Source organism: Enterobacter sp. BIDMC92 (genome assembly GCF_001030225.1).
GTDB classification, from domain to species: Bacteria; Pseudomonadota; Gammaproteobacteria; order Enterobacterales; family Enterobacteriaceae; genus Enterobacter; species Enterobacter sichuanensis.
This window is the reverse complement of record NZ_KQ087598.1, coordinates 2,872,204-2,893,415: the sequence shown is the minus strand read 5'-3', so window position 1 is coordinate 2,893,415 and position 21,212 is coordinate 2,872,204. Positions and strand designations below refer to the sequence as shown.

Sequence of the window (21,212 nt, the reverse complement as noted above, 5' to 3'; positions counted from 1 at the left end):
ACTGTTATTGTTAGAAAAGAGACAGCGGCTCAGCCGCTGTCTCTGTTTTTTTACGGCTACAACGAAAAAAAAGAGTGACGCGCTTCGCAACCTTAAATCTGGACAATTAATAAACTGGTACGCTGAGTTAATATAATGTTAACAAACTGTTTATTATCGGGGTTGTGATGACGACGAACACTCAGTTCAGAGGTGATGCATTGAAAAAGGTTTGGCTTAACCGTTATCCCGCAGATGTGCCTGCGGAGATCAATCCTGACCGTTATCAATCCCTGGTGGAATTATTTGAGCATTCGGTAAGGCGCTACGCGGACCAGCCCGCATTTGTGAATATGGGCGAGGTGATGACGTTCCGTAAGCTTGAGGAGCGTAGCCGGGCGTTTGCGGCTTATCTGCAGGAAGGACTGGGGCTGCAAAAAGGGGACCGCGTCGCGCTGATGATGCCAAACCTGCTGCAATATCCGGTGGCGCTGTTTGGTATCCTGCGTGCCGGGATGATTGTCGTCAACGTCAACCCGCTATACACCCCGCGCGAGCTGGAGCATCAGCTGAACGACAGCGGCGCGGCCGCGATTGTGATTGTCTCCAACTTTGCCCATACCCTGGAAAAAGTGGTCGACAGAACCCAGGTTAAACACGTCATCCTGACGCGCATGGGGGATCAACTCTCCACCGCCAAAGGCACGCTGGTTAACTTTGTCGTTAAATACATCAAACGTCTGGTGCCAAAATACCACCTGCCGGATGCCATCTCTTTCCGCCGAGCCCTGCATGCGGGCTACCGTATGCAGTACGTTAAGCCGGAGTTGGTATCGGAAGACCTGGCGTTCCTGCAATACACCGGCGGTACCACCGGCGTGGCCAAAGGGGCGATGCTGACCCACCGCAACATGCTGGCAAACCTTGAGCAGGTGAATGCCACTTACGGGCCGCTGCTGCATCCTGGCAAAGAGCTGGTCATTACCGCGCTGCCGCTGTATCACATTTTCGCACTGACCATGAACTGCCTGCTGTTTATTGAGCTCGGTGGCCAGAACGTTCTGATTACGAACCCGCGCGATATTCCGGGGCTGGTGAAAGAGCTGGCGAAATACCCGTTCACCGCCATGACCGGGGTAAACACCCTGTTTAACGCGCTGCTGAACAACAAAGAGTTCCAGCAGCTGGACTTCTCTACGCTGCACCTCTCTGCGGGCGGCGGCATGCCGGTTCAGCAGGCGGTCGCTGAGCGCTGGGTAAAGCTCACCGGGCAGTATTTGCTGGAGGGCTACGGTCTGACGGAATGTGCGCCGCTGGTCAGCGTGAACCCGCATGATATCGACTATCACAGCGGCAGCATTGGTCTGCCGGTGCCGTCCACGGAGGCCAAACTGGTCGATGATAACGATAATGAAGTCGCGCCGGGTGAACCGGGCGAACTGTGCGTCAAAGGTCCACAGGTCATGCTGGGGTACTGGCAGCGTCCTGATGCCACCGACGAAATCATCAAAGACGGCTGGCTCCACACCGGCGATATCGCGGTGATGGACGAAGAGGGCTTCCTGCGCATTGTCGATCGTAAGAAAGACATGATCCTGGTCTCCGGCTTCAACGTCTATCCGAATGAGATCGAAGACGTGGTGATGCAGCACAGCGGCGTACTCGAAGTGGCGGCCGTCGGGGTGCCTTCCGGTAGCAGCGGTGAAGCGGTCAAAATATTTGTGGTCAAGAAAGATCCTTCTCTCACCGAGGAGGAGCTGGTCACGTTCTGTCGTCGTCAGCTGACGGGCTACAAAGTGCCGAAACTGGTTGAATTCCGCGATGAGCTGCCGAAATCCAACGTCGGAAAGATATTACGACGAGAATTACGTGACGAAGCCCGTGGCAAAGTAGACAATAAGGCCTGAGCTTCACGCTAATCGCCCAGACGCCGGTTAAGCCGGCGTTTTTTATGGGCGCAAACAAAAGAGAACCCGTTTTGAATTACCAGATGATCACGACCAATGACGAGCTGGCTTCGCTGTGCGAAGTGACGCGCGACTTTCCTGCCATTGCCCTGGATACCGAGTTTGTCCGTACCCGGACATACTATCCGCAGCTGGGGTTGATACAGATGTACGACGGTAAACACGTGTCGCTGATTGACCCTCTTGGTATTACCGACTGGACGCCGATGCGCGACCTGCTGCTCGATACCGCCGTGACGAAATACCTGCACGCAGGCAGTGAAGATCTGGAAGTCTTTCTGAACACCTTTGGCATCATGCCCCAGCCGCTGATTGATACGCAGATCCTTGCCGCGTTCAGCAATCGTCCTCTCTCATGGGGCTTTGCCGCCATGGTGGAGGAGTACACGGGGCTGACGCTGGATAAAAGCGAATCCCGTACCGACTGGCTGGCGCGTCCGCTTACCGAGCGTCAGCTGGAATATGCGGCCGCAGATGTGTTTTACCTGCTGCCGATTGCCGGACAGCTGATGAAAGAGGCGGAAGCCTCTGGCTGGCTGCCTGCCGCGCTGGATGAGTGCCGTATGACCCAGCAGCGTCGCCAGGAAGTGGTGGACCCTAAAGAGGCCTGGCGCGATATCAGCAACGCATGGCAACTGCGTACGCGTCAGCTGGCCTGCCTGCAGCTGTTAGCGGACTGGCGTCTGCGTAAAGCGCGCGAGCGCGATCTGGCGGTTAACTTTGTGGTGCGTGAAGAGCATCTCTGGGCGGTGGCACGCTATATGCCGGGCAGCCTGGGCGAACTGGACAGCATTGGGCTTTCGGGCAGTGAGATCCGTTTCCACGGTAAAACCCTGCTGGCGCTGGTTGCGAAAGCGCAGGAATTGCCTGATGACAAGCTGCCGGAACCGCTGCTGAATCTGATGGATATGCCGGGCTACCGCAAGGCGTTCAAGGACATTAAAGCCCTGGTTCAGGCCGTTGCTACGGAAAGCAAGCTGAGTGCTGAACTGCTCGCATCACGCCGACAGATTAATCAGCTGCTGAACTGGCACTGGAAGCTGAAGCCGCAGACTGGCTTACCGGAAATGATGGCGGGCTGGCGTGGGGAATTGATGGCCGATCGCCTGAATACGCTGCTGGAAGGTTATCCGAGATAAAAATATGCCGGGTGATAACCCGGCATATTCCCCCGGTGGCGCTGCGCTTACCGGGGCTATGAAATCACAAACCTACGGACGGGACTCTTCCGCTTCCGGGAGCGTCACGTTCAGCTCCAGAATCGAAATATCCCCGTCTTTTTGTTCCAGCTGCACCGTCACCATCTCCGGGTCAATCTGCACATACTTACAGATCACTTCCAGGATGTCCTTACGCAGCTGCGGCAGGTAGTGAGGCTCGGCGTCGCTACGACGACGCTCCGCAACGATAATTTGCAGACGTTCTTTTGCGATGTTGGCGGTGTTCTTTTTCCGCGAGAGAAAAAAGTCCAGTAATGCCATAACTTATCCTCCGAACAGGCGTTTGAGGAAACCTTTCTTCTCTTCTTCAATGAAGCGGAAAGGACGTTCTTCTCCCAGCAGACGGTCAACAGTATCAGCATACGCTTTACCTGCATCTGCCGTTGTATCCAGGATCACGGGCTCACCCTGGTTAGAGGCGCGTAACACGGACTGATCTTCCGGGATAACGCCCACCAGTTTAATGCGCAGGATCTCCAGCACGTCTTCCATGCTCAGCATATCACCTTTGTTCACGCGACCCGGGTTATAGCGGGTAAGCAGCAGGTGTTCTTTAATCGGGTCTTCGCCATTTTCCGCACGACGGGATTTAGAGGCGAGGATCCCCAGAATGCGGTCTGAGTCACGCACGGATGACACTTCAGGGTTGGTGGTGATGATCGCTTCATCGGCGAAGTAGAGCGCCATCAGGGCACCGGTTTCGATGCCGGCAGGGGAGTCGCAGACAATGAAGTCGAACTCCATTTTTTTCAGCTCGTCGAGCACCTTTTCCACCCCTTCGCGGGTCAGGGCGTCTTTGTCACGCGTCTGAGAAGCCGGGAGAATGTAGAGGTTCTCGGTGCGTTTGTCTTTAATCAGCGCCTGGTTCAGCGTGGCATCGCCCTGAATGACGTTAACGAAGTCATACACGACGCGACGCTCACATCCCATGATGAGGTCGAGGTTACGCAGACCGATATCGAAGTCGATAACGACGGTTTTCTTTCCCTTCTGGGCCAAACCAGTAGCGATGGCCGCGCTGGAGGTGGTCTTGCCAACGCCTCCTTTACCCGAAGTAACAACAATAATGCGTGCCATAGAAATTCCTTGTTAAAAAGGGATCAATTCAACGGTTGAACGGTCAACGCGTCGTCTGCCAGAAGCAGGCGAGCCGCTTTGCCATAAAATTCGGCTGGGATCTTGTCGCTCAGCCAATATTCACCTGCGATGGAGACCAGTTCCGCCGTCAGATGAGTACAAAAAATTTGCGCGTCCCGATCGCCACTTGCCCCGGCGAGCGCACGTCCACGCATCATACCGTAAACGTGAATATTGCCATCTGCAATCAGCTCAGCGCCAGCGCTGACGTGGCTTGTAACAATTAGATCACAGTTTGGCGCATAAATGCGCTGACCGGAACGAACCGGCACATCAATCATTCGCGTTTTTGTGATGGTTGTAACGTTTTGCACCGCAGGAGGGGGCGTTTCGACGGCAACGGGGGCCGCTCGCGGGGTTTTTTCTTTGCCTTCATTCAGAAGCGGCAGCCCCGCACGGTCGATTTCCGCTTTCAGCTCGGGATCTTTACAGCCGCTGATGCCCACAATACGCAGTCCGGTAGAGGAGACCGCCTGCTGGAGAAGCTTCCAGTTAACCGGCGCCTCAAGACCGCTGACATTGATCACAACAGGGGCATGTTTCAGAAAGGCGGGAGCCTGGGCGATTTTGTCTTCTAACGCCTGACGAATAACCTCGGGTTTTGCATCATGCAAATGTACCACTGATAAGGTGAAGCTACTGCCTTTAAGCTCGATGGGCGTGTTTGACATCCTGGCCTTACTCAATTTGCTATTAACCGCAACCACTCGCTGCGATATTCCGAAGAGTATCAGGCATGTTATAGTCAGGAGTATATTGAGGCAAGCAACCACCCATTAATTCAGAGTAAAAACATGTTTTGTGTGATCTACAGAAGTACAAGCCGTGACCAGACCTATCTTTATGTCGAAAAGAAAGACGATTTTTCACGCGTGCCTGAAGAATTAATGAAGAACTTTGGCCGACCACAGCTGGTGATGCTGCTGCCGCTCGATGGTCGTAAGAAACTGGTGAATGCCGATCTGGATAAAGTGAAAACGGCATTAGCCGAACAAGGCTATTATTTACAGCTTCCACCGCCACCCGAGAATTTATTAAAACAGCATCTTGAGGCGAACGGGAAAAAATAGCCTCAACTGTTTTCGGGCACAACACATCAACCGTTTAGGGGTCGACCATGTATCAACATCATAACTGGCAAGGGGCATTACTGGATTATCCCGTCAGCAAAGTGGTTTGCGTGGGCAGCAACTATGCCAAACATATCCAGGAGATGGGCAGCGCGACGCCAGAAGAGCCGGTCCTGTTCATCAAGCCAGAAACGGCGCTGTGCGATATCCGCCAGCCGCTGGCGCTGCCGCAGGGGCTTGGTTCGGTGCATCACGAGGTTGAACTCGCCGTGCTGATTGGCGCGACGCTGCGACAGGCCTCTGAAGAGCATGTGCAGAAAGCGATTGCCGGATACGGCGTGGCGCTGGATCTGACCCTGCGCGATGTCCAGGGCAAGCTGAAGAAAGCCGGGCAGCCGTGGGAAAAAGCCAAAGGGTTTGATAATTCCTGCCCCATCTCGGCGTTTATTCCGGTGAGCGAATTTACCAACGATCCGCAGAACACAGAGCTCAGCCTGAAGATTAACGGCGAGATCCGCCAGCAGGGCACCACGGCAGACATGATCCATAAGATTGTGCCACTGATTGCCTACATGAGCCGCTTCTTTACCCTGAAGCCGGGGGATGTGATCCTGACCGGTACCCCTGAAGGCGTGGGCCCGCTGGCGAGCGGTGATGAACTGGAAGTCGGTTTTAACGGCCTGGCGCTGAAAACCCGCGTGCTGTAATCCCACTTTGCCGCCTGAAGAGGGCGGCAAAACTTGCAACAACGTGCCAGACTCGTTATAAGGTGCGCTTTCTTTTGACGTGTGGACATCCCGATGAACGACATCCCTTTCTGGCAAAGCAAAACTCTCGACGACATGACTGACGCGGAATGGGAATCATTGTGCGACGGCTGCGGGCAGTGCTGCCTGCACAAGCTGATGGATGAAGACACGGACGAAATTTACTTCACCAACGTGGCCTGCAAGCAGTTAAACATTAAAACCTGCCAGTGCCGCAACTATGAGCGCCGCTTCGAGTTCGAGCCAGACTGCATCAAGTTAACCCGTGAGAACTTGCCCACCTTTGAATGGCTGCCGCATACCTGCGCGTATCGCCTGCTGGCGGAGGGGAAAGATCTGCCGGCATGGCATCCGCTGCTCACCGGTTCAAAAGCGGCGATGCACGGCGAACGTATCTCAGTACGCCACATTGCGGTGAAAGAGTCCGAGGTGCGTGACTGGGAAGACCACATCATGAATCACCCGACCCGTTGAGAATAAAAAAAAACCGCCGAGGCGGTTTTTTTATTTGTGTTTGTGCTGCCTGATGCCCTCAGCCCAACCTTCTCCCACGGGAGAGGGCGCAAACACTAAAAACGGCAACCGAGGTTGCCGTTTTGCGTTTACCTTCCAAAAAGATCGCGTTTCTTCGGTTTGAACGGCTGAGCAATCAACACCAGCAGCGCCACGACGAAGTAGGCGGCAAAAATACCCACCAGCCACTGCGGCATCTCCAGGGTCAGGAATTCCCACTGACGAACGGAGCAGTCACCGGATGCAACAAAAACCTGTGGCAGCCATTTATCCAGCGGCAGCCAGCTCGGGAAGCGGGCGGCAAAATCACAGGTCATAAACGGTGACGGATGCAGCTGCATCATGGTGTGCTGCCAGGAGAGTTCAAGCCCTTTCCAGGCGCTGTACAGCCAGATCGCAATCGCGGCATAACGAAGCGGCGATTTCGGCGCAATGGCGCCGACCAGGCCTGCACCCATAATGCCAAATAGCGCGCAGCGTTCGTAAATACAAAGCACGCAAGGCTTGAGCCCCATAACATGCTGGAACCACAGCGCGACCATTTCCAGCGCAAAGGCGGTCAGGGCCATTAACAACCACGCTCCGCGACCGCGGGAGCACTGGTTTAAAAATCTCAACATAATCATTTCCCTGGAACATGCTTAGAAAGCGCATTGTAAACTAATTCATTTATCGCGCCACCGATACCTGTTTTACTGCGCCGCAAGTATACCCGCTTGTATCATCCACTGCGTACAGGGAATGAGGGTAATTTTGACGCAAAGCAATCCCACGAACGTGAGCACCAGCGTATAGGGCAGCGCCATCCATACCATCCTTCCATAAGAAAGCCGTATGAGTGGCGCGAGGGCAGAGGTCAACAGGAACAGGAAAGCGGCCTGGCCATTGGGCGTTGCCACCGACGGCAGGTTGGTGCCGGTATTGATCGCCACGGCCAGCAGCTCAAACTGACCGGCGCTGATGACGCCTTGCTCCATGGCGGCTTTGGCTTCGTTGATGTAGACCGTCCCGACAAAGACGTTATCGGAGATCGACGAGAGCAGGCCATTAAACAGATAAAACAGCGAGAGCTGCGCGTCCGGTGCGGCCTGTAAAACAAAGGCTATAATCGGCGCGAACAGGTGCTGGTCGATAATCACCGCCACGACGGCGAAGAATACCGCCAGCAGGGCGGTAAACGGCAAGGCTTCGGTAAAGGCTTTACCGATGGCATGTTCATCGGTCACGCCGGTAAAGGTGGTGGCGAGAATAATGACCGACAGGCCAATCAGCCCCACTTCGGCAAGATGGAGCGCCAGCGCCGCAATCAGCCAGACGCCGATAATCCCCTGGGCAATCAGACGCAGCGTCTCCTGGCGCGTCCGCTGGCTTCGGCTCTGCAGATCGAATTTATGCAGCTCCTGGCGCACCGGCTCCGGGAGTTGCGCCCCATAACCAAAGAGGCGAAATTTCTCCACCAGCAGACAGGTCGCCAGACCGCAGAAAAGCACCGGTACGCTCACCGGTGCCATTCTCAGGAAGAAATCGCCGAAGTGCCAGCCTGCCGCTTTGGCAATGATCAGGTTTTGCGGCTCACCCACCATCGTCATAACGCCCCCCAGGGCGGTACCGACGCCGGCATGCATCATCAGGCTGCGCAGGAAGGCGCGAAACTGTTCCAGGACTTCACGGTTATGCGCTTCGACGTGGCTGTCATCCTGCAGATCCTCGCCCGGACGAGATGAAGCGACACGGTGATAGATTCCGTAGAATCCCACCGCGACGCTTATCACCACCGCGACAACCGTCAGCGCGTCCAGGAAGGCTGACAGGAAGGCAGCCGCCAGGCAAAACGCCAGCGAGAGGAACATTTTCGACGGAATGCTGAGCAGCAGACGCGTGAAGATAAACAGCAGCAGCTGTTTCATAAAGTAGATGCCCGCCACCATAAACATCAGCAGCAGAAGCACTTCAAGATTTGACGCCAGCTCCGCTTTGACGTGCTCCGCGCGGGTCATGCCGATAACCACGGCTTCAAACGCCAGCAAGCCGCCGGGCAACAGAGGATAACATTTCAGCGCCATCGCCAGGGTGAAGATAAATTCCGCCACCAGCAGCCACCCGGCAACGAACGGGTTCACATAAAAGAGGAGAGGGTTAACAACCAGGAACACCAGAAGTATCAGTTTGTACCAGTCAGGAGACTGGCCTAAAAAATTGCGCCACAGTGCGCGACCAAAAGAAATTTCCACGACAGACGTCCTTCCCCGTCAAGTAAGACAAAACATCAGTATACGCAAAAATCACGGCCCGGACGCGGATCAGCGCGCATTGTAAATTTCACAAAAATGAAACGGTGATCCCTCTTTTCTCTCGTTGCCGCGCTACCTGCCACTGCGTGCCTCTGGTATGATGAGTCCAATTTGCTAAAGCTGTGTAATGGAAATCTCACTATGGTCATTAAGGCGCAGAGCCCGGCGGGTTTCGCGGAAGAGTACATCATTGAAAGCATCTGGAATAATCGTTTCCCTGCGGGGTCCATTCTTCCTGCTGAACGCGAACTCTCTGAACTGATTGGCGTCACTCGCACCACGCTGCGTGAAGTGCTCCAGCGGCTGGCGCGCGATGGCTGGTTGACGATCCAGCACGGTAAGCCAACAAAAGTAAACAATTTCTGGGAAACCTCCGGGCTGAATATTCTTGAAACGCTGGCGCGCCTCGATCATGAAAGCGTGCCGCAGCTCATTGATAATCTGCTCTCCGTTCGCACCAACATCGCGACGATCTTTATTCGCACGGCTTTTCGTCAGCACCCGGACGATGCCCTTGCGGTGCTGGCCAGCGCGAACGAGGTGGAAGATCACGCCGACGCGTTTGCCACCCTCGATTACAACGTGTTTCGCGGTCTGGCGTTCGCCTCCGGCAACCCGGTATACGGTCTTATCCTCAACGGTATGAAAGGGCTCTATACCCGCATCGGCCGCCACTACTTTGCCAACCCTGAGGCGCGTAGCCTGGCGCTGGGCTTCTACCATAAGCTGAGCAAGCTCTGTTCCGAAGGCCTGCACGATCAGGTTTATGAAACGGTGCGTCGCTACGGCCACGATTCCGGTGAAATCTGGCACCGGATGCAGAAAACCCTGCCGGGCGATTTAGCGATTCAGAGTCGCTGAAATAAAAAACCTCTCCTATGAGAGGTTTTTTTTCGCCCGATGGCGCTTCGCTTACCGGGCCTACAAAATCCGTAGGCCGGGTAAGGCGTAGCCGCCACCCGGCAAAAAAACTACAGCGTATTCAACCGCGCCGGGCAACGCTCCAGTAGCTCGACGCTCCCGTCTTCATTCTGCTGCTCCAGCAGCACGTCAAAGCCCCACAGGCGATGCACATGCTTCAGCACCTCTTTTCGTCCTTTATCCAGCGGCGCACGGTTGTGCGGAATATAGCGCAGCGTCAGGGAACGGTCTCCGCGCAAATCCACATTCCATACCTGAATATTCGGTTCAAGGTTGCTCAGGTTGTACTGGGAAGAGAGGCGAGAGCGGATCTCCCGGTAACCCTCTTCGTTGTGGATCGCTGAAATCTCCAGGTAGTTGTTACGGTCATCATCCAGCACGGTGAAGAAGCGGAAATCACGCATGATCTTCGGCGACATAAACTGGCTGATAAAGCTCTCATCCTTAAAGTCACGCATCGCAAAATGCAGCGTTTCCAGCCAGTCAGAGCCGGCGATATCCGGGAACCAGTACTTGTCTTCTTCGGTTGGCGACTGACAAATACGTTTAATGTCCTGGAACATGGCAAAACCAAGCGCATACGGGTTGATACCGCTATACCATGGGCTGTTATAGGGCGGCTGGAACACCACGTTGGTGTGGCTGTGGAGGAATTCCATCATAAACCGCTCGGTGACTTTTCCCTCGTCGTAAAGATGGTTGAGAATGGTGTAGTGCCAGAATGTCGCCCAGCCTTCGTTCATCACCTGGGTCTGCTTTTGCGGGTAGAAATACTGGCTCACCTTGCGCACGATGCGCAGGATCTCACGCTGCCACGACTCCAGCAGCGGGGCGTTCTTCTCCATAAAATAGAGCAGGTTTTCCTGCGGTTCAGACGGATAACGACGCGCTTCGGCAACCGCTTTCTCCTCCTCACGCTTCGGCAGGGTACGCCACAGCATATTCACCTGGCTTTGCAGATACTCTTCGCGGCTTTTCTGCCGGGCTTTCTCCTCCTGCAGGGAGATTTTCTGCGGGCGTTTGTAGCGGTCAACGCCGTAGTTCATCAGCGCGTGACAGGAGTCGAGCAGTTTTTCCACTTCGTCCACGCCGTAGCGCTCTTCGCAGTCGGTAATGTATTTACGCGCGAAGATGAGGTAATCGACGATGGAGCTGGCGTCCGTCCAGCTGCGGAACAGGTAGTTGTTCTTGAAAAAAGAGTTATGCCCGTAGCAGGCGTGTGCCATCACCAGTGCCTGCATGGTAATGGTGTTCTCTTCCATTAAATAGGCGATACACGGATTGGAGTTTATAACAATCTCATACGCCAGCCCCTGCTGGCCATGCTTATACAGCCGCTCCGTTTCAATGAATTTTTTACCGAACGACCAGTGCGGATAGTTAATTGGCATCCCGACGCTGGAGTAGGCGTCCATCATCTGTTCGGACGTAATGACTTCAATCTGATGGGGATAGGTATCCAGGCGATACAGCTTCGCGACCCGGTCGATTTCGGCGAGGTAGACATCCAGCAGCTCGAAGGTCCAGTCGGGTCCATCGCTCAGACGTGTGTTGTCCTTGTTCAGGGAATCAATAGTAGCCATTAGCGCGCCCTCGTTGTGGGTGCTCTCTCTGTCTGGAGAGCCTCCTTTCAAGCATAGATCAACGTGTTAAAAAGCGTGCTGGGGCAGAAATTTTTTCTTTGCGATTTCGCGTTTTTGATACGGCAAAAAAACGGTATCTCTCAGCATATTATGCTGGCTAAAAATAACGCGCAGCAGGAGATCCCAAATTAGCCCTATCCCCTGATGCTGGGGGATGTGTGAGGCAAGTCACCATAAAAAAGTCGTATGTTGAATAATATTTTCAACTAGGTTATCAATCTGTAATTAGAAGATTGTTCTTTTGCACATAATGGAGTGGCTATGCGTGTTGTCATACTGGGAAGTGGTGTCGTTGGGGTAACCAGCGCCTGGTATTTAAGTCAGGCGGGACATGACGTCACCGTTATCGATCGTGAGCCAGGCCCTGCGCTGGAAACCAGCGCGGCGAACGCCGGGCAAATCTCCCCGGGCTATGCGGCGCCGTGGGCGGCTCCGGGTGTTCCGCTGAAAGCGATTAAATGGATGTTCCAGCGCCATGCGCCGCTGGCCATCAGCCTTGACGGCACGCAGTTCCAGCTCAAGTGGATGTGGCAGATGCTGCGCAACTGCGACACCCGCCACTATATGGAGAACAAAGGGCGCATGGTGCGCCTGGCCGAATACAGCCGCGACTGCCTGAAAGCGCTGCGCGCATCGACCGGGATCGAGTATGAAGGTCGACAGGGCGGGACGCTGCAGCTGTTCCGCACGGCGCAACAGTACGAAAATGCGACCCGTGACATCGCCGTGCTGGAAGATGCCGGCGTACCGTATCAGCTGCTGGAAGCCAGCCAGCTCGGACAGGTTGAACCGGCCCTGGCGGAAGTGGCGCATAAACTGACGGGCGGTCTGCGTCTGCCGAATGACGAAACCGGTGACTGCCAGCTCTTTACGCAGCGTCTGGCGCAAATGTGCGAGCAGGCGGGTGTGAAGTTCCGCTTCAACACCTCTGTCGACAAACTGCTGTCGGAAGGGGAAAAAATTTATGGCGTGAAATGTGGTGAAGAGGTGATCAAAGCCGATGCCTACGTCATGGCGTTTGGCTCGTACTCCACCGCGATGCTGAAAGGCATTCTCGATATTCCGGTTTATCCGCTGAAGGGCTACTCGCTGACCATTCCGGTGAAAGAGGAGAGCGGGGCGCCGGTCTCGACCATTCTGGATGAGACCTACAAAATTGCCATTACCCGCTTTGATAACCGCATTCGCGTAGGCGGCATGGCGGAGATTGTCGGCTTTAACACCGAACTGCTGCAGCCGCGCCGTGAGACGCTGGAGATGGTGGTGGGCGACCTCTTCCCGCGCGGCGGTTTTGTCGAGCAGGCCACCTTCTGGACCGGTCTGCGTCCAATGACGCCTGACGGCACGCCGATTGTCGGGCGCACGCCGTACAAAAACCTGTGGACCAATACCGGACACGGTACGCTTGGCTGGACGATGGCCTGCGGCTCGGGCCAGCTGCTGAGCGATCTGATCTCCGGGCGCACGCCGGCAATTCCGTTTGACGATTTAAGTGCAGCACGCTATCAGTCGGGGTTTACGCCTTCGCGTCCACAGCACCTGCACGGCGCGCATAACTAAGGAGCTGTCATGTCCCGTCCTGTTCTCGCTCAGCTGAACCTGCAGGCCCTGAAGGATAACCTGCAGATTGTTCGCCGGGCAGCACCTGGCGCCCGCGTGTGGTCGGTGGTGAAAGCCAATGCCTACGGCCACGGCATTGACCGTATCTGGAGCGCGCTGAGCGCCACCGACGGCTTCGCGTTACTGAATCTGGAAGAGGCCATTCTGCTGCGCGAGCGCGGCTGGAAAGGGCCCATTCTGCTGCTGGAGGGGTTCTTCCATGCCGACGACCTGCCGCTGCTGGATAAGTACCGGCTGACCACCAGCGTTCACAGCAACTGGCAGATTAAGGCGATTCAGGATGCGAAGCTCCATGCGCCGCTGGATATTTATCTCAAGGTGAACAGCGGCATGAACCGCCTGGGCTTCCAGCCTGAGCGGGTACATACCGTCTGGCAGCAGCTGCGCGCCCTGAAGAACGTGGGTGAAATGACGCTGATGGCCCATTTTGCCGATGCGGAAAAACCGGACGGTATTGCTGATGCCATGGTCCGTATTGAGCAGGCGGCAGAGGGGCTGGACTGCCCGCGCTCGCTGTCTAACTCCGCGGCGACGCTGTGGCATCCTGAGGCGCATTACAACTGGGTGCGTCCGGGGATTGTACTGTACGGTGCGTCACCCTCAGGCCAGTGGCAGGATATTGCCAACAGCGGCCTGAAGCCGGTGATGACGTTGCGCAGTGAAATCATTGGCGTACAGACACTGAAGGCCGGCGACACGGTGGGCTACGGCAGCCGCTACCGGGCGACGGGTGAGCAGCGGATTGGTATTGTGGCAGGCGGCTATGCTGACGGCTACCCGCGCATCGCCCCGACCGGGACGCCGGTATGGGTGGATGGCGTCCGCACGGGAACGGTGGGCACCGTATCGATGGATATGCTGGCCGTTGACCTGACGCCATGCCCGCAGGCGGGCATCGGCTCACCGGTTGAACTGTGGGGTAACGAAATCAAAATTGATGACGTGGCCGCCGCGGCGGGGACGGTAGGGTATGAACTGATGTGCGCGCTGGCACCGAGAGTGCCTGTTGTGACGGTGTGACTTGAGTTCGCCGGGTGGCGCTAACGCTTACCCGGCCTACGTTCGAGGGTTTTGTAGGCCGGGTAAGGCGAAGCCGTCACCCGGCAAAAAAACTACTCCACGTCCTCTTCCCTCGGCCTCAAGCCGACTTTCCGTACCGCGTTATCTTCTTTTTCGGCAACTGTCCAGATCATCCCGGCAAACTCCACCTGGTCACCCACTACCGGGGCCGCGCCAAGCCGCTGCTGGATGATTTCGCCCAGCGTTTGCTGGTTATCACCGTCTTCAGCCCCCTCATCCAGACCGTAAATCAGGGCCACATCCGCAAATTTGGCGCTGGCTTCCAGAATAAAATCGCCGAAGAAACGCTGGTCCAGCGCCACCGGCGGCGACTGGCTGAACAGCTTGCCCAGCGCGGGCAGGTCGCGCTCGCGGCCTATCACGCACAGAATGTCCCCTTCGCGCAGACGGGTGCTGCCGGTCGGGTGCAGCAGGACATTATCGCGGAACAGGGCTGCAATCCGCGTGTCGGCGGGCATGTGCAAATCGCGCAGTGAGGCGCCCACGCACCATTTGTCGGCGCTGAGCTGATAGACAAACTGTTCCCACGGGTTTTCCGGGTGGATGTCCAGCCCGACGCGGGATACCGGCCAGCCCACAGGCGGTACCACCACTTTGGCTTTTTTCGCCGCCCACCCGAGGGACGTTCCCTGGAAGAGCAGCGAAATCAGCACCACGAAGAACGCCACGTTAAAGAACAGCCGGGCGTTATCCAGACCGGCCATCATCGGGAAGACGGCAAGGATAATCGGCACCGCGCCGCGCAGGCCCACCCAGCTGATAAAGACGCGCTCGCGCAGGTTGAAACCGCGAAACGGCAGCAGCCCCGCAAACACCGACAGCGGACGGGCGAAGAAGATCATCCACGCCGACAGCAGCAGCGCCGGAATGGCGATGGGAAGCAGGTCCGAGGGCGTCACCAGAAGCCCCAGCACCAGGAACATGCCGATCTGCGCCAGCCAGGCCAGTCCGTCGAAGTTTTGCAAAATGGCATGACGGTTGCGGATAGGGCGGTTGCCCATCAGGAACCCGCACAGATAAACGGCGAGAATGCCGCTACCGTCCAGCGCTGTGGTGACGGCGAAAATAAGAATGCCGCCGCTCAGCGCCAGCAGCGGGTAGAGTCCCAGCGGCAGCGATATGCGGTTGATGGTCTGCTGTAACAGATACCCTCCCGCCAGGCCGATGAGTATCCCCAGGCCGAACTGCTGCAGGATATGCCACGCAAACATCCAGCTCAGCCCGCTTTCGTGCTGCTGAATCATCTCGATAAGCGTGATGGTGAGAAACACCGCCATCGGATCGTTACTGCCGGATTCAATCTCAAGCGTGGAGCCCACGCGTTCGTTAAGCCCTTTACCGCCGAGCAGGGAGAACACGGCTGCCGCATCGGTTGAGCCGACGATAGCGCCAATCAACAGTCCTTCCATGATATTGAGATGGAAAAGCCAGGCGGCCATCATCCCGGTGAGGCCTGAGGTTATCAACACGCCGACGGTTGCCAGCGACAGTGCAGGCCCTAAGGCCACGCGGAAGGAGCTCGCCTGGGTGCGCATCCCGCCGTCAAGCAGGATCACGGCCAGCGCAAGGTTACTCACCATATAGGCGAAAGGGTAGTTATCGAAAGGAATACCACCGATGCCATCAATGCCAGCCAGCATGCCGATGGCAAGGAAAATAACAAGAATAGGTATGCCGAGACGCGATGAAAATGAACTTAATAAAATACTGCTGGTTACAAGGACCGAACCCAGAATGAAAAGACTGATTATCGCTGCGGCATCCAATGTTCTCTTACTCCCACCTCAATGTTAACGCTGTTACTAAAACCCTAACATATTAACCACGGCAACAGCGTTTTATTAAGCGGGTTTGACGGCTTTTTTATGCCTTTATGACAGGATGGCCGCTGAGGGTGAGCCGGCTGCCCGAATCATTATGAATCAGGGAGGCGTGCGCCCCCAGCGGCAGGGTGACGGTTTGCTGCTCATGACCGAAATCCAGACCGGTAATGACCGGAATATCCAGCCGCGAGCGAACAAAGTCGATCATGGTCTCAAGGGTGTAACCCGCGTCATAATCATTAGGCGCAGCGCCGCTAAAGCTGCCCAGAATAATGGCGGACTGGCGCTCAAGAATACCGGCATGATAAAGCTGCAACAGCATGCGCTCGACGCGGAACGGATGTTCGTTGATATCTTCCAGCACCAGAATGCCGTCCTCGATGTGCGGCAGCCACGGCGTGCCAATGAGCGAGACCAGCATCGCCAGATTGCCGCCCCAGAGCTGGCCTTCACACTCCCAGTGCGGTCCATTGCCTTGCCATTCCACGCTGTAGGTCGGATTGCGCAGCGCGCGCCAGAAATGGTCCATGGTAAACGTATCCAGCTCCGGCGCGCCGATGTTACCGGCCAGCATCGGGCCGCTGAAGGTGATGACGTTATGCAGGGCCAGCAGCCCAAGCTGGATGACGGTGAAATCGCTGTGGCCGCAGATCAGCAGCGGATCCTGCTGCTGACGCTGTGCCAGACCCTGCCAGTCAATGCTCTCCAGCAGACGGCTCGCGCCATATCCGCCGCGTACTGCCAGAACGATCTGGTTTGCACCCTTCAGGTTCACCAGGCTGTTGATATCATTCAGCCTCTGCGCCTCCGTGCCGGCAAAACGCTGCTGGCGGCGGGGGATAATCGTCTGATTTTCTACCTGATGGCCGGACGCCAGCAAACGCTGAACGCCCCGCTGTGCCGCGTCCTGGTTAATGCAGTAGCCGGATGGCGCGATGAGATGAAACTGAGACATGGCAATTCCTTGCTGAATGAGAAACTAATTGTCTATATCATGCCGCTTATACGCTGCCTGCTTCAAGGGCGGCGCACCGCGATGACCGGCTATAAGGATAGATGACGTGAAATTAAGATGGTTTGCTTTTTTGATTGTGTTGCTCGCTGGCTGTAGTTCAAAGCATGATTATCAAAATCCGCCGTGGAACCCGGAAGTGCCTGTGAAGCGGGCGATGCAGTGGATGCCGATCAGTGAACAAGCCGGGAAGGCCTGGGGCGTCAGCCCGCGTCTGATCACGGCGATTATTGCGGTGGAGTCCGGAGGTAACCCCACGCTTGTCAGCAAGTCCAACGCGGTAGGGCTGATGCAGCTTAAAGCGTCAACGGCGGGGAGAGAAGTGTACCGCTATATGGGCTGGAGCGGCCAGCCGTCAACCAGCGAGCTGAAGAACCCGGAGCGCAACATTTCAATGGGCACAGCCTATCTGAGCATTATGGAACATGGCGTGCTGAAGGGCATTGAGGATCCGGATGTGATGCAGTACGCGCTGGTGGTCTCTTACGTCAACGGTGCCGGCGCGTTGCTCAGGACCTTCTCATCAGACCGCAAAGAGGCAATAGAAGAGATTAACGGCATGGACAAAGACGAATTCTTTGAGCATGTGGTGAAAAATCATCCGGCACCACAGGCGCCTCGTTATATCTGGAAAGTACAGAAAGCGATGGATGCCATGTAATGCCGCAGACGGGCGGCGGTCACGCTGCCCGATTTTCCTTACAGAATTTTATTGGCGCGCTCCCGCGCCTCTCGCTCCAGTGAGTAGATAATGCGCTGCAGCTCACGCTCTGCACCGGGGCCGACGTTGAGGAAACGGAAACTCAGACGCGGGGTGGTGATGGTTTCATTTTTGCTGTCCACAACGGTGCGATCGCTGATAGCAATCAACTGCGCGTCGAAATAAAAACGGCCCCAGCCACCCATATCCAGTTCGATTTGTGTAAACCGCATGCCTTCTACCAGTCCGTCAGGTTTCGGCGTATCCATCAGTGCGCCCATACCGCCGAGCGACAGATCGAAGAGACGGAAGCGGATCTCTTTTTTGTCCGGCATTTTGGCCTTACAAAAATAGGCGGGATGAAGCGGGGCGTTGATGCGGAAATATTCACGACGCTGAACAAACCAGAGATTGGAGGGAAGCGGGGTCACAAAGGCCGGAAGTCCCTGGTATTCGCGCAGTTCCAGTCGCGACAGGACAAACTCCACTTTAGCTCCCTGGGTTTCGGCCATCACCGCGAGATTCTCTGCTTTCAGCGCCGCACGGTTTTCATACTCCTGACTGCCTAAATCAATCACCAGCCGCTCCTGCGAGGCGTCCAGGATCTTGCTGATGAACTGATTATTCGACCAGCTGATGCGCAGCGGCACTTCGCCTTTTTGCAGGTCGCGTAATACCCCTAATACAGCCAGCGGATTTTGCTTGAGGAACTGCTCACTGTAATGACTCACGCCGGATGGCTCCTTGATAAATGACAGACTGTCTTAGCGTTATCGGCACGCCGCAATGAAACTTAATACAAACCGGTGAGTTTTTTTTCGGCTTAAGCAAAGATAAGTCGGTGAGATGAAAATGGTTTTCTGGCGATGACCTATACTTAAGTTAGCTGCGCAGAAGGTTTTCTGCGCATGCGTTAAACCTGCAAGAGGGCATCGCTATGGGTATCATCGCCTGGATTATCTTCGGTCTTATTGCTGGCGCTATCGCGAAATTGATCATGCCGGGAAACGACGGCGGCGGCTTTATTTTGACCTGCGTACTCGGGGTCGTTGGTGCGGTTGTGGGCGGCTGGCTGGCGACGATGTTTGGCTTTGGCGGCAACATAAGTGGTTTTGACCTGCACAGTTTTCTGGTCGCTGTTGTGGGCGCCATTGTGGTGCTGGGCATATTCAGGTTACTGCGACGAGCATAAATTAACGGAAACGGCTCTCTGCGGAGGGCCGTTTTTTTTGCCTGAATATTGATTTGTTAATCTAAATGATAATAATTGTCGTTCCGAATTACATTCAACAACAAGACGACATTATGCATACCTCACGTTTTACGCTATGCGCCCTGGCGGGCGCTATCACGCTGGCATTACAGGTTCAGGCGTTCGCCGAAGAATCAACCCTCGTCGTCACGGGCTCAGAGCAGGGCAGCGCGCTGCCGGCCTGGACAAACAGCGCCACGAAATCGGCCGTGGCAGAAAGTAAAACGCCGCAGGTCATCACGACCCTCTCTGCCCCGGAAATTGAAAAGCGTCACGCGAATTCGGTGAATGAAATTCTGCGCTATGCGCCGGGCGTCTCGACGGAGGTGAGGGGGAATACCTCCTATTTGAGCGAATATAAAATTCGTGGCTTTACCGTCGACCAGGAGTTCTACAACGGGCTGCAGTTGCCCTACAACGTGACCGGCAATACCCAGGCCCGTATCGATCCGCTGTTGATTGACAGCGTGGATATCTTGAAAGGCCCTTCATCGGTGCTCTACGGCGGCGCCTCGCCGGGCGGGCTGGTGAATATTCAAAGTAAAAAGCCGCAGCGGGAGGCCCGAACCGAGTTCGGCTTCAACACCGGCAACCGCAATCTGAAAGAGGGTTATCTTGACTCAACCGGGCAGATTGCCGGCAGCGACTGGAACTACCGACTGCTGGGCAAAGCGACGGAAAATGACGATCAGCCGCACACCACCCGCTATGAAAACTACCTGGTTGCCCCGTCCGTCACCTGGCAACCTGACAGCAAAACCCGCCTCACCGTGGATGCGCTGGCGCAGAACAGCCCAGGCCTGACGCCGTCGAACCCGCTGCCGCTCTCTTACCTGCGCTCGAAATACGCGGGCAAGCGCGATTACGCCGGGGATGAGTGGAGCGGGTTTAAGCAGCGGCAGTGGATGCTGGGCTACAGCTTTGAACACGCGTTTGACAGCGGCTGGGGCTTTAACCAGAAGGCACGCTATTTCGACGTCGACACACATCAGCGCAGCGTCTATGCAACGGGCACGGGAAGCGAGGTCTATCAGCTCAACCGCTTTGCCTATACCACGGATGAAGATCTGCAGAGCTTCAACATCGATAACCAGGTCACTAAAACCGTGGCGCTGGGCGACTGGGAACATCACTTGCTGGCCGGGTTTGACTATCAGAAGCTGAACTCCCACTTCCACTACCGGTATGCGACGGACACGCCGGGTATCGATATGCGCGATCCTGACTATTCGCAGATCCATGAAAACGCGCTGGGGCTTTATACCGCCCAGAAAAACCGTCTGAGCTATCAGCAGAATGGCTATTACCTGCAGGATCAGGTCGCGTTTGGCGGCTTAAATCTGCTGGCCAGCCTGCGCTACGATGATTATCGCTCCGTTACCACAAACTACCTGCAGAACGGCGACAAGGCATGGGTATCCCAGGATCGCGTCACTAAACGTCTGGGCGCGCTTTACGCTTTCGATAACGGAATTTCACCGTTTATCAGCTATTCCGAAGGTTTTGCGCCGGTGTCGCCGAAGGGAACGCTCACGGCGAAAGAGGTGAAACCGACCACCAGTAAACAGGTGGAAGGTGGGGTGAAATACCTGCTGGCCGATTATGCCACCACCCTGACGGCGTCGGTGTTTAAGATCCGTCAGAAAAATGTCGTCACCTCCGATCCGGGGTTCCTGAATTACAGCCAGACCGGTGAGGTGGAATCCAAAGGGGCAGAGCTCTCGGTCGTCAGCCGTCCGACGGATAATCTGACGCTCATTGCCAACTATGCTTACACCCACGCAATCAATACCGAAGATGATAAGTACCAGGGCAAACGCCCGACGCAGGTGCCAGAGAATGCTTTTAACCTCTGGGGAGATTACACCTTTGAAAACACGCCGCTGAAAGGGCTGATGCTGGGTGCGGGGGCGCGTTACACTGGCTCCATGGAGATTTCACCAGCTAACGATGCGGGTAAACTGGGCGGGACCACGCAGTACGATCTGTCGGCCTCTTACCGGATGGGCGAAATCCTGCCGTCGCTTGCGGGGCTAACGCTTAAAGCCAGCGCGCAGAACATCACCAACAAAGAGACGCTTACCTGTTACGACGCAACAAACTGCTGGATTGGGCGTGACCGGACGTATCAGTTAGGGGCGAGTTACAGTTTCTGAGCACAGCCCTTTGAGGGCAAAATGTAGGCCGGGCGGCGTAGCCACCACCCGGCAATACACG

Annotated in this window: 20 protein-coding genes and 1 pseudogene; 12 read left to right on the top strand and 9 right to left on the bottom strand. The window is 55.8% G+C overall.

All coding sequences use genetic code 11. From position 1 onward, the window contains the following. The first annotated feature begins 200 nt into the window (after window positions 1-200). Both fadD and rnd read left to right on the top strand, forming a co-directional pair. The gene (gene fadD, locus SP99_RS13575) at window positions 201-1,886 is read left to right on the top strand and encodes a long-chain-fatty-acid--CoA ligase FadD (RefSeq protein ID WP_123072414.1); all 1,686 of its coding nucleotides are present in this window, start codon (window positions 201-203) and stop codon (window positions 1,884-1,886) included. Window positions 1,887-1,957: 71 nt separating this feature from the next. Beyond that, window positions 1,958-3,085, top strand: coding sequence for a ribonuclease D (rnd, locus tag SP99_RS13570; RefSeq protein WP_095441644.1), 1,128 nt, complete (start codon window positions 1,958-1,960; stop codon window positions 3,083-3,085). 72 nt (window positions 3,086-3,157) lie between these two features. On the opposite strand, the gene minE is transcribed toward rnd, so the two are convergent. From minE to minC, 3 genes are read right to left on the bottom strand one after another with little or no spacing between them, the layout of a single operon-like run. Continuing rightward, complete coding sequence (minE, locus tag SP99_RS13565; protein WP_008500504.1) at window positions 3,158-3,427, bottom strand: cell division topological specificity factor MinE; 270 nt, start codon at window positions 3,425-3,427, stop codon at window positions 3,158-3,160. Between the two features lie 3 nt (window positions 3,428-3,430). Further along, entirely contained in the window at window positions 3,431-4,243 is an 813-nt protein-coding gene (gene minD, locus SP99_RS13560; protein WP_013096144.1) for a septum site-determining protein MinD, read from the bottom strand. A 23-nt stretch (window positions 4,244-4,266) separates the two neighbouring features. Further along, window positions 4,267-4,974: a septum site-determining protein MinC gene (gene minC / locus SP99_RS13555; RefSeq protein ID WP_025756879.1), complete on the bottom strand. Its 708-nt coding sequence runs from the start codon at window positions 4,972-4,974 to the stop codon at window positions 4,267-4,269. Window positions 4,975-5,097: 123 nt separating this feature from the next. Between minC and SP99_RS13550 the strand changes: the two genes are divergently transcribed. From SP99_RS13550 to SP99_RS13540, 3 genes are all read left to right on the top strand, one after another. Then, window positions 5,098-5,373: a YcgL domain-containing protein gene (locus SP99_RS13550; protein ID WP_025756878.1), complete on the top strand. Its 276-nt coding sequence runs from the start codon at window positions 5,098-5,100 to the stop codon at window positions 5,371-5,373. A gap of 47 nt (window positions 5,374-5,420) precedes the next feature. Beyond that, the gene (locus SP99_RS13545; protein WP_047958931.1) at window positions 5,421-6,080 is read left to right on the top strand and encodes a fumarylacetoacetate hydrolase family protein; all 660 of its coding nucleotides are present in this window, start codon (window positions 5,421-5,423) and stop codon (window positions 6,078-6,080) included. A gap of 93 nt (window positions 6,081-6,173) precedes the next feature. Further along, window positions 6,174-6,614, top strand: a complete 441-nt coding sequence (locus SP99_RS13540) for a YcgN family cysteine cluster protein (protein ID WP_032672443.1) — start codon at window positions 6,174-6,176, stop codon at window positions 6,612-6,614. Window positions 6,615-6,742: 128 nt separating this feature from the next. On the opposite strand, the gene dsbB is transcribed toward SP99_RS13540, so the two are convergent. Continuing rightward, complete coding sequence (dsbB, locus tag SP99_RS13535) at window positions 6,743-7,273, bottom strand: disulfide bond formation protein DsbB (protein WP_045285485.1); 531 nt, start codon at window positions 7,271-7,273, stop codon at window positions 6,743-6,745. 72 nt (window positions 7,274-7,345) lie between these two features. Beyond that, window positions 7,346-8,884 (bottom strand): Na(+)/H(+) antiporter NhaB, encoded by a 1,539-nt coding sequence (nhaB, locus tag SP99_RS13530; RefSeq protein WP_047958930.1) that lies wholly within the window; start codon window positions 8,882-8,884, stop codon window positions 7,346-7,348. Window positions 8,885-9,085: 201 nt separating this feature from the next. Between nhaB and fadR the strand changes: the two genes are divergently transcribed. Further along, the gene (fadR, locus tag SP99_RS13525) at window positions 9,086-9,805 is read left to right on the top strand and encodes a fatty acid metabolism transcriptional regulator FadR (protein WP_025756873.1); all 720 of its coding nucleotides are present in this window, start codon (window positions 9,086-9,088) and stop codon (window positions 9,803-9,805) included. Window positions 9,806-9,915: 110 nt separating this feature from the next. Here the strand turns inward: fadR and SP99_RS13520 are convergent, their stop codons facing one another. Further along, on the bottom strand, window positions 9,916-11,448 hold the full coding sequence (locus tag SP99_RS13520) for a SpoVR family protein (protein WP_025756872.1): 1,533 nt from the start codon (window positions 11,446-11,448) through the stop codon (window positions 9,916-9,918). Between the two features lie 321 nt (window positions 11,449-11,769). Here SP99_RS13520 and SP99_RS13515 point away from each other — a divergent pair, with 321 nt between their 5' ends. The 3 genes and pseudogenes from SP99_RS13515 to SP99_RS25370 form a co-directional block, all read left to right on the top strand. Then, window positions 11,770-13,068, top strand: a complete 1,299-nt coding sequence (locus tag SP99_RS13515) for a D-amino acid dehydrogenase (protein WP_025756871.1) — start codon at window positions 11,770-11,772, stop codon at window positions 13,066-13,068. Window positions 13,069-13,077: 9 nt separating this feature from the next. Further along, window positions 13,078-14,148 carry a catabolic alanine racemase DadX gene (gene dadX, locus SP99_RS13510; protein ID WP_025756870.1) on the top strand — a complete coding sequence of 357 codons (1,071 nt, stop codon included), beginning with the start codon at window positions 13,078-13,080 and terminating at the stop codon, window positions 14,146-14,148. A 14-nt stretch (window positions 14,149-14,162) separates the two neighbouring features. Beyond that, a pseudogene (locus tag SP99_RS25370) lies at window positions 14,163-14,309 on the top strand (hypothetical protein); the annotation flags it as partial. Here the strand turns inward: SP99_RS25370 and SP99_RS13505 are convergent. Together SP99_RS13505 and ldcA are read right to left on the bottom strand one after the other, a co-directional pair. Further along, on the bottom strand, window positions 14,241-15,974 hold the full coding sequence (locus SP99_RS13505; protein WP_025756869.1) for a potassium/proton antiporter: 1,734 nt from the start codon (window positions 15,972-15,974) through the stop codon (window positions 14,241-14,243). The pseudogene SP99_RS25370 and the gene SP99_RS13505 sit on opposite strands and share 69 nt — an antisense overlap. 97 nt (window positions 15,975-16,071) lie before the next feature. Next, window positions 16,072-16,986, bottom strand: a complete 915-nt coding sequence (gene ldcA / locus SP99_RS13500; protein ID WP_047958929.1) for a muramoyltetrapeptide carboxypeptidase — start codon at window positions 16,984-16,986, stop codon at window positions 16,072-16,074. Between the two features lie 106 nt (window positions 16,987-17,092). Between ldcA and emtA the strand changes: the two genes are divergently transcribed. Beyond that, window positions 17,093-17,704 (top strand): membrane-bound lytic murein transglycosylase EmtA, encoded by a 612-nt coding sequence (gene emtA / locus SP99_RS13495; RefSeq protein ID WP_025756867.1) that lies wholly within the window; start codon window positions 17,093-17,095, stop codon window positions 17,702-17,704. A 38-nt stretch (window positions 17,705-17,742) separates the two neighbouring features. On the opposite strand, the gene ycgR is transcribed toward emtA, so the two are convergent. Then, window positions 17,743-18,474 (bottom strand): flagellar brake protein YcgR, encoded by a 732-nt coding sequence (gene ycgR / locus SP99_RS13490; RefSeq protein WP_025756866.1) that lies wholly within the window; start codon window positions 18,472-18,474, stop codon window positions 17,743-17,745. Window positions 18,475-18,680: 206 nt separating this feature from the next. Here ycgR and SP99_RS13485 point away from each other — a divergent pair, with 206 nt between their 5' ends. Next, entirely contained in the window at window positions 18,681-18,935 is a 255-nt protein-coding gene (locus tag SP99_RS13485) for a GlsB/YeaQ/YmgE family stress response membrane protein (protein ID WP_008502662.1), read from the top strand. Between the two features lie 113 nt (window positions 18,936-19,048). Then, window positions 19,049-21,151 carry a TonB-dependent siderophore receptor gene (locus tag SP99_RS13480; protein WP_047958928.1) on the top strand — a complete coding sequence of 701 codons (2,103 nt, stop codon included), beginning with the start codon at window positions 19,049-19,051 and terminating at the stop codon, window positions 21,149-21,151. Window positions 21,152-21,212: the final 61 nt, after the last annotated feature.

Excerpts from the sequence above, each read along its gene's own strand:
- minE (WP_008500504.1), bottom strand. The coding sequence starts at position 3,427 with ATGGCATTACTGGACTTTTTTCTCTCGCGGAAAAAGAACACCGCCAAC.
- minD (WP_013096144.1), bottom strand. The coding sequence starts at position 4,243 with ATGGCACGCATTATTGTTGTTACTTCGGGTAAAGGAGGCGTTGGCAAG.
- minC (WP_025756879.1), bottom strand. The coding sequence starts at position 4,974 with ATGTCAAACACGCCCATCGAGCTTAAAGGCAGTAGCTTCACCTTATCA.
- SP99_RS13550 (WP_025756878.1), top strand. The coding sequence starts at position 5,098 with ATGTTTTGTGTGATCTACAGAAGTACAAGCCGTGACCAGACCTATCTT.
- SP99_RS13545 (WP_047958931.1), top strand. The coding sequence starts at position 5,421 with ATGTATCAACATCATAACTGGCAAGGGGCATTACTGGATTATCCCGTC.
- SP99_RS13540 (WP_032672443.1), top strand. The coding sequence starts at position 6,174 with ATGAACGACATCCCTTTCTGGCAAAGCAAAACTCTCGACGACATGACT.
- dsbB (WP_045285485.1), bottom strand. The coding sequence starts at position 7,273 with ATGTTGAGATTTTTAAACCAGTGCTCCCGCGGTCGCGGAGCGTGGTTG.
- fadR (WP_025756873.1), top strand. The coding sequence starts at position 9,086 with ATGGTCATTAAGGCGCAGAGCCCGGCGGGTTTCGCGGAAGAGTACATC.
- SP99_RS13520 (WP_025756872.1), bottom strand. The coding sequence starts at position 11,448 with ATGGCTACTATTGATTCCCTGAACAAGGACAACACACGTCTGAGCGAT.
- SP99_RS13515 (WP_025756871.1), top strand. The coding sequence starts at position 11,770 with ATGCGTGTTGTCATACTGGGAAGTGGTGTCGTTGGGGTAACCAGCGCC.
- dadX (WP_025756870.1), top strand. The coding sequence starts at position 13,078 with ATGTCCCGTCCTGTTCTCGCTCAGCTGAACCTGCAGGCCCTGAAGGAT.
- ldcA (WP_047958929.1), bottom strand. The coding sequence starts at position 16,986 with ATGTCTCAGTTTCATCTCATCGCGCCATCCGGCTACTGCATTAACCAG.
- SP99_RS13485 (WP_008502662.1), top strand. The coding sequence starts at position 18,681 with ATGGGTATCATCGCCTGGATTATCTTCGGTCTTATTGCTGGCGCTATC.
- SP99_RS13480 (WP_047958928.1), top strand. The coding sequence starts at position 19,049 with ATGCATACCTCACGTTTTACGCTATGCGCCCTGGCGGGCGCTATCACG.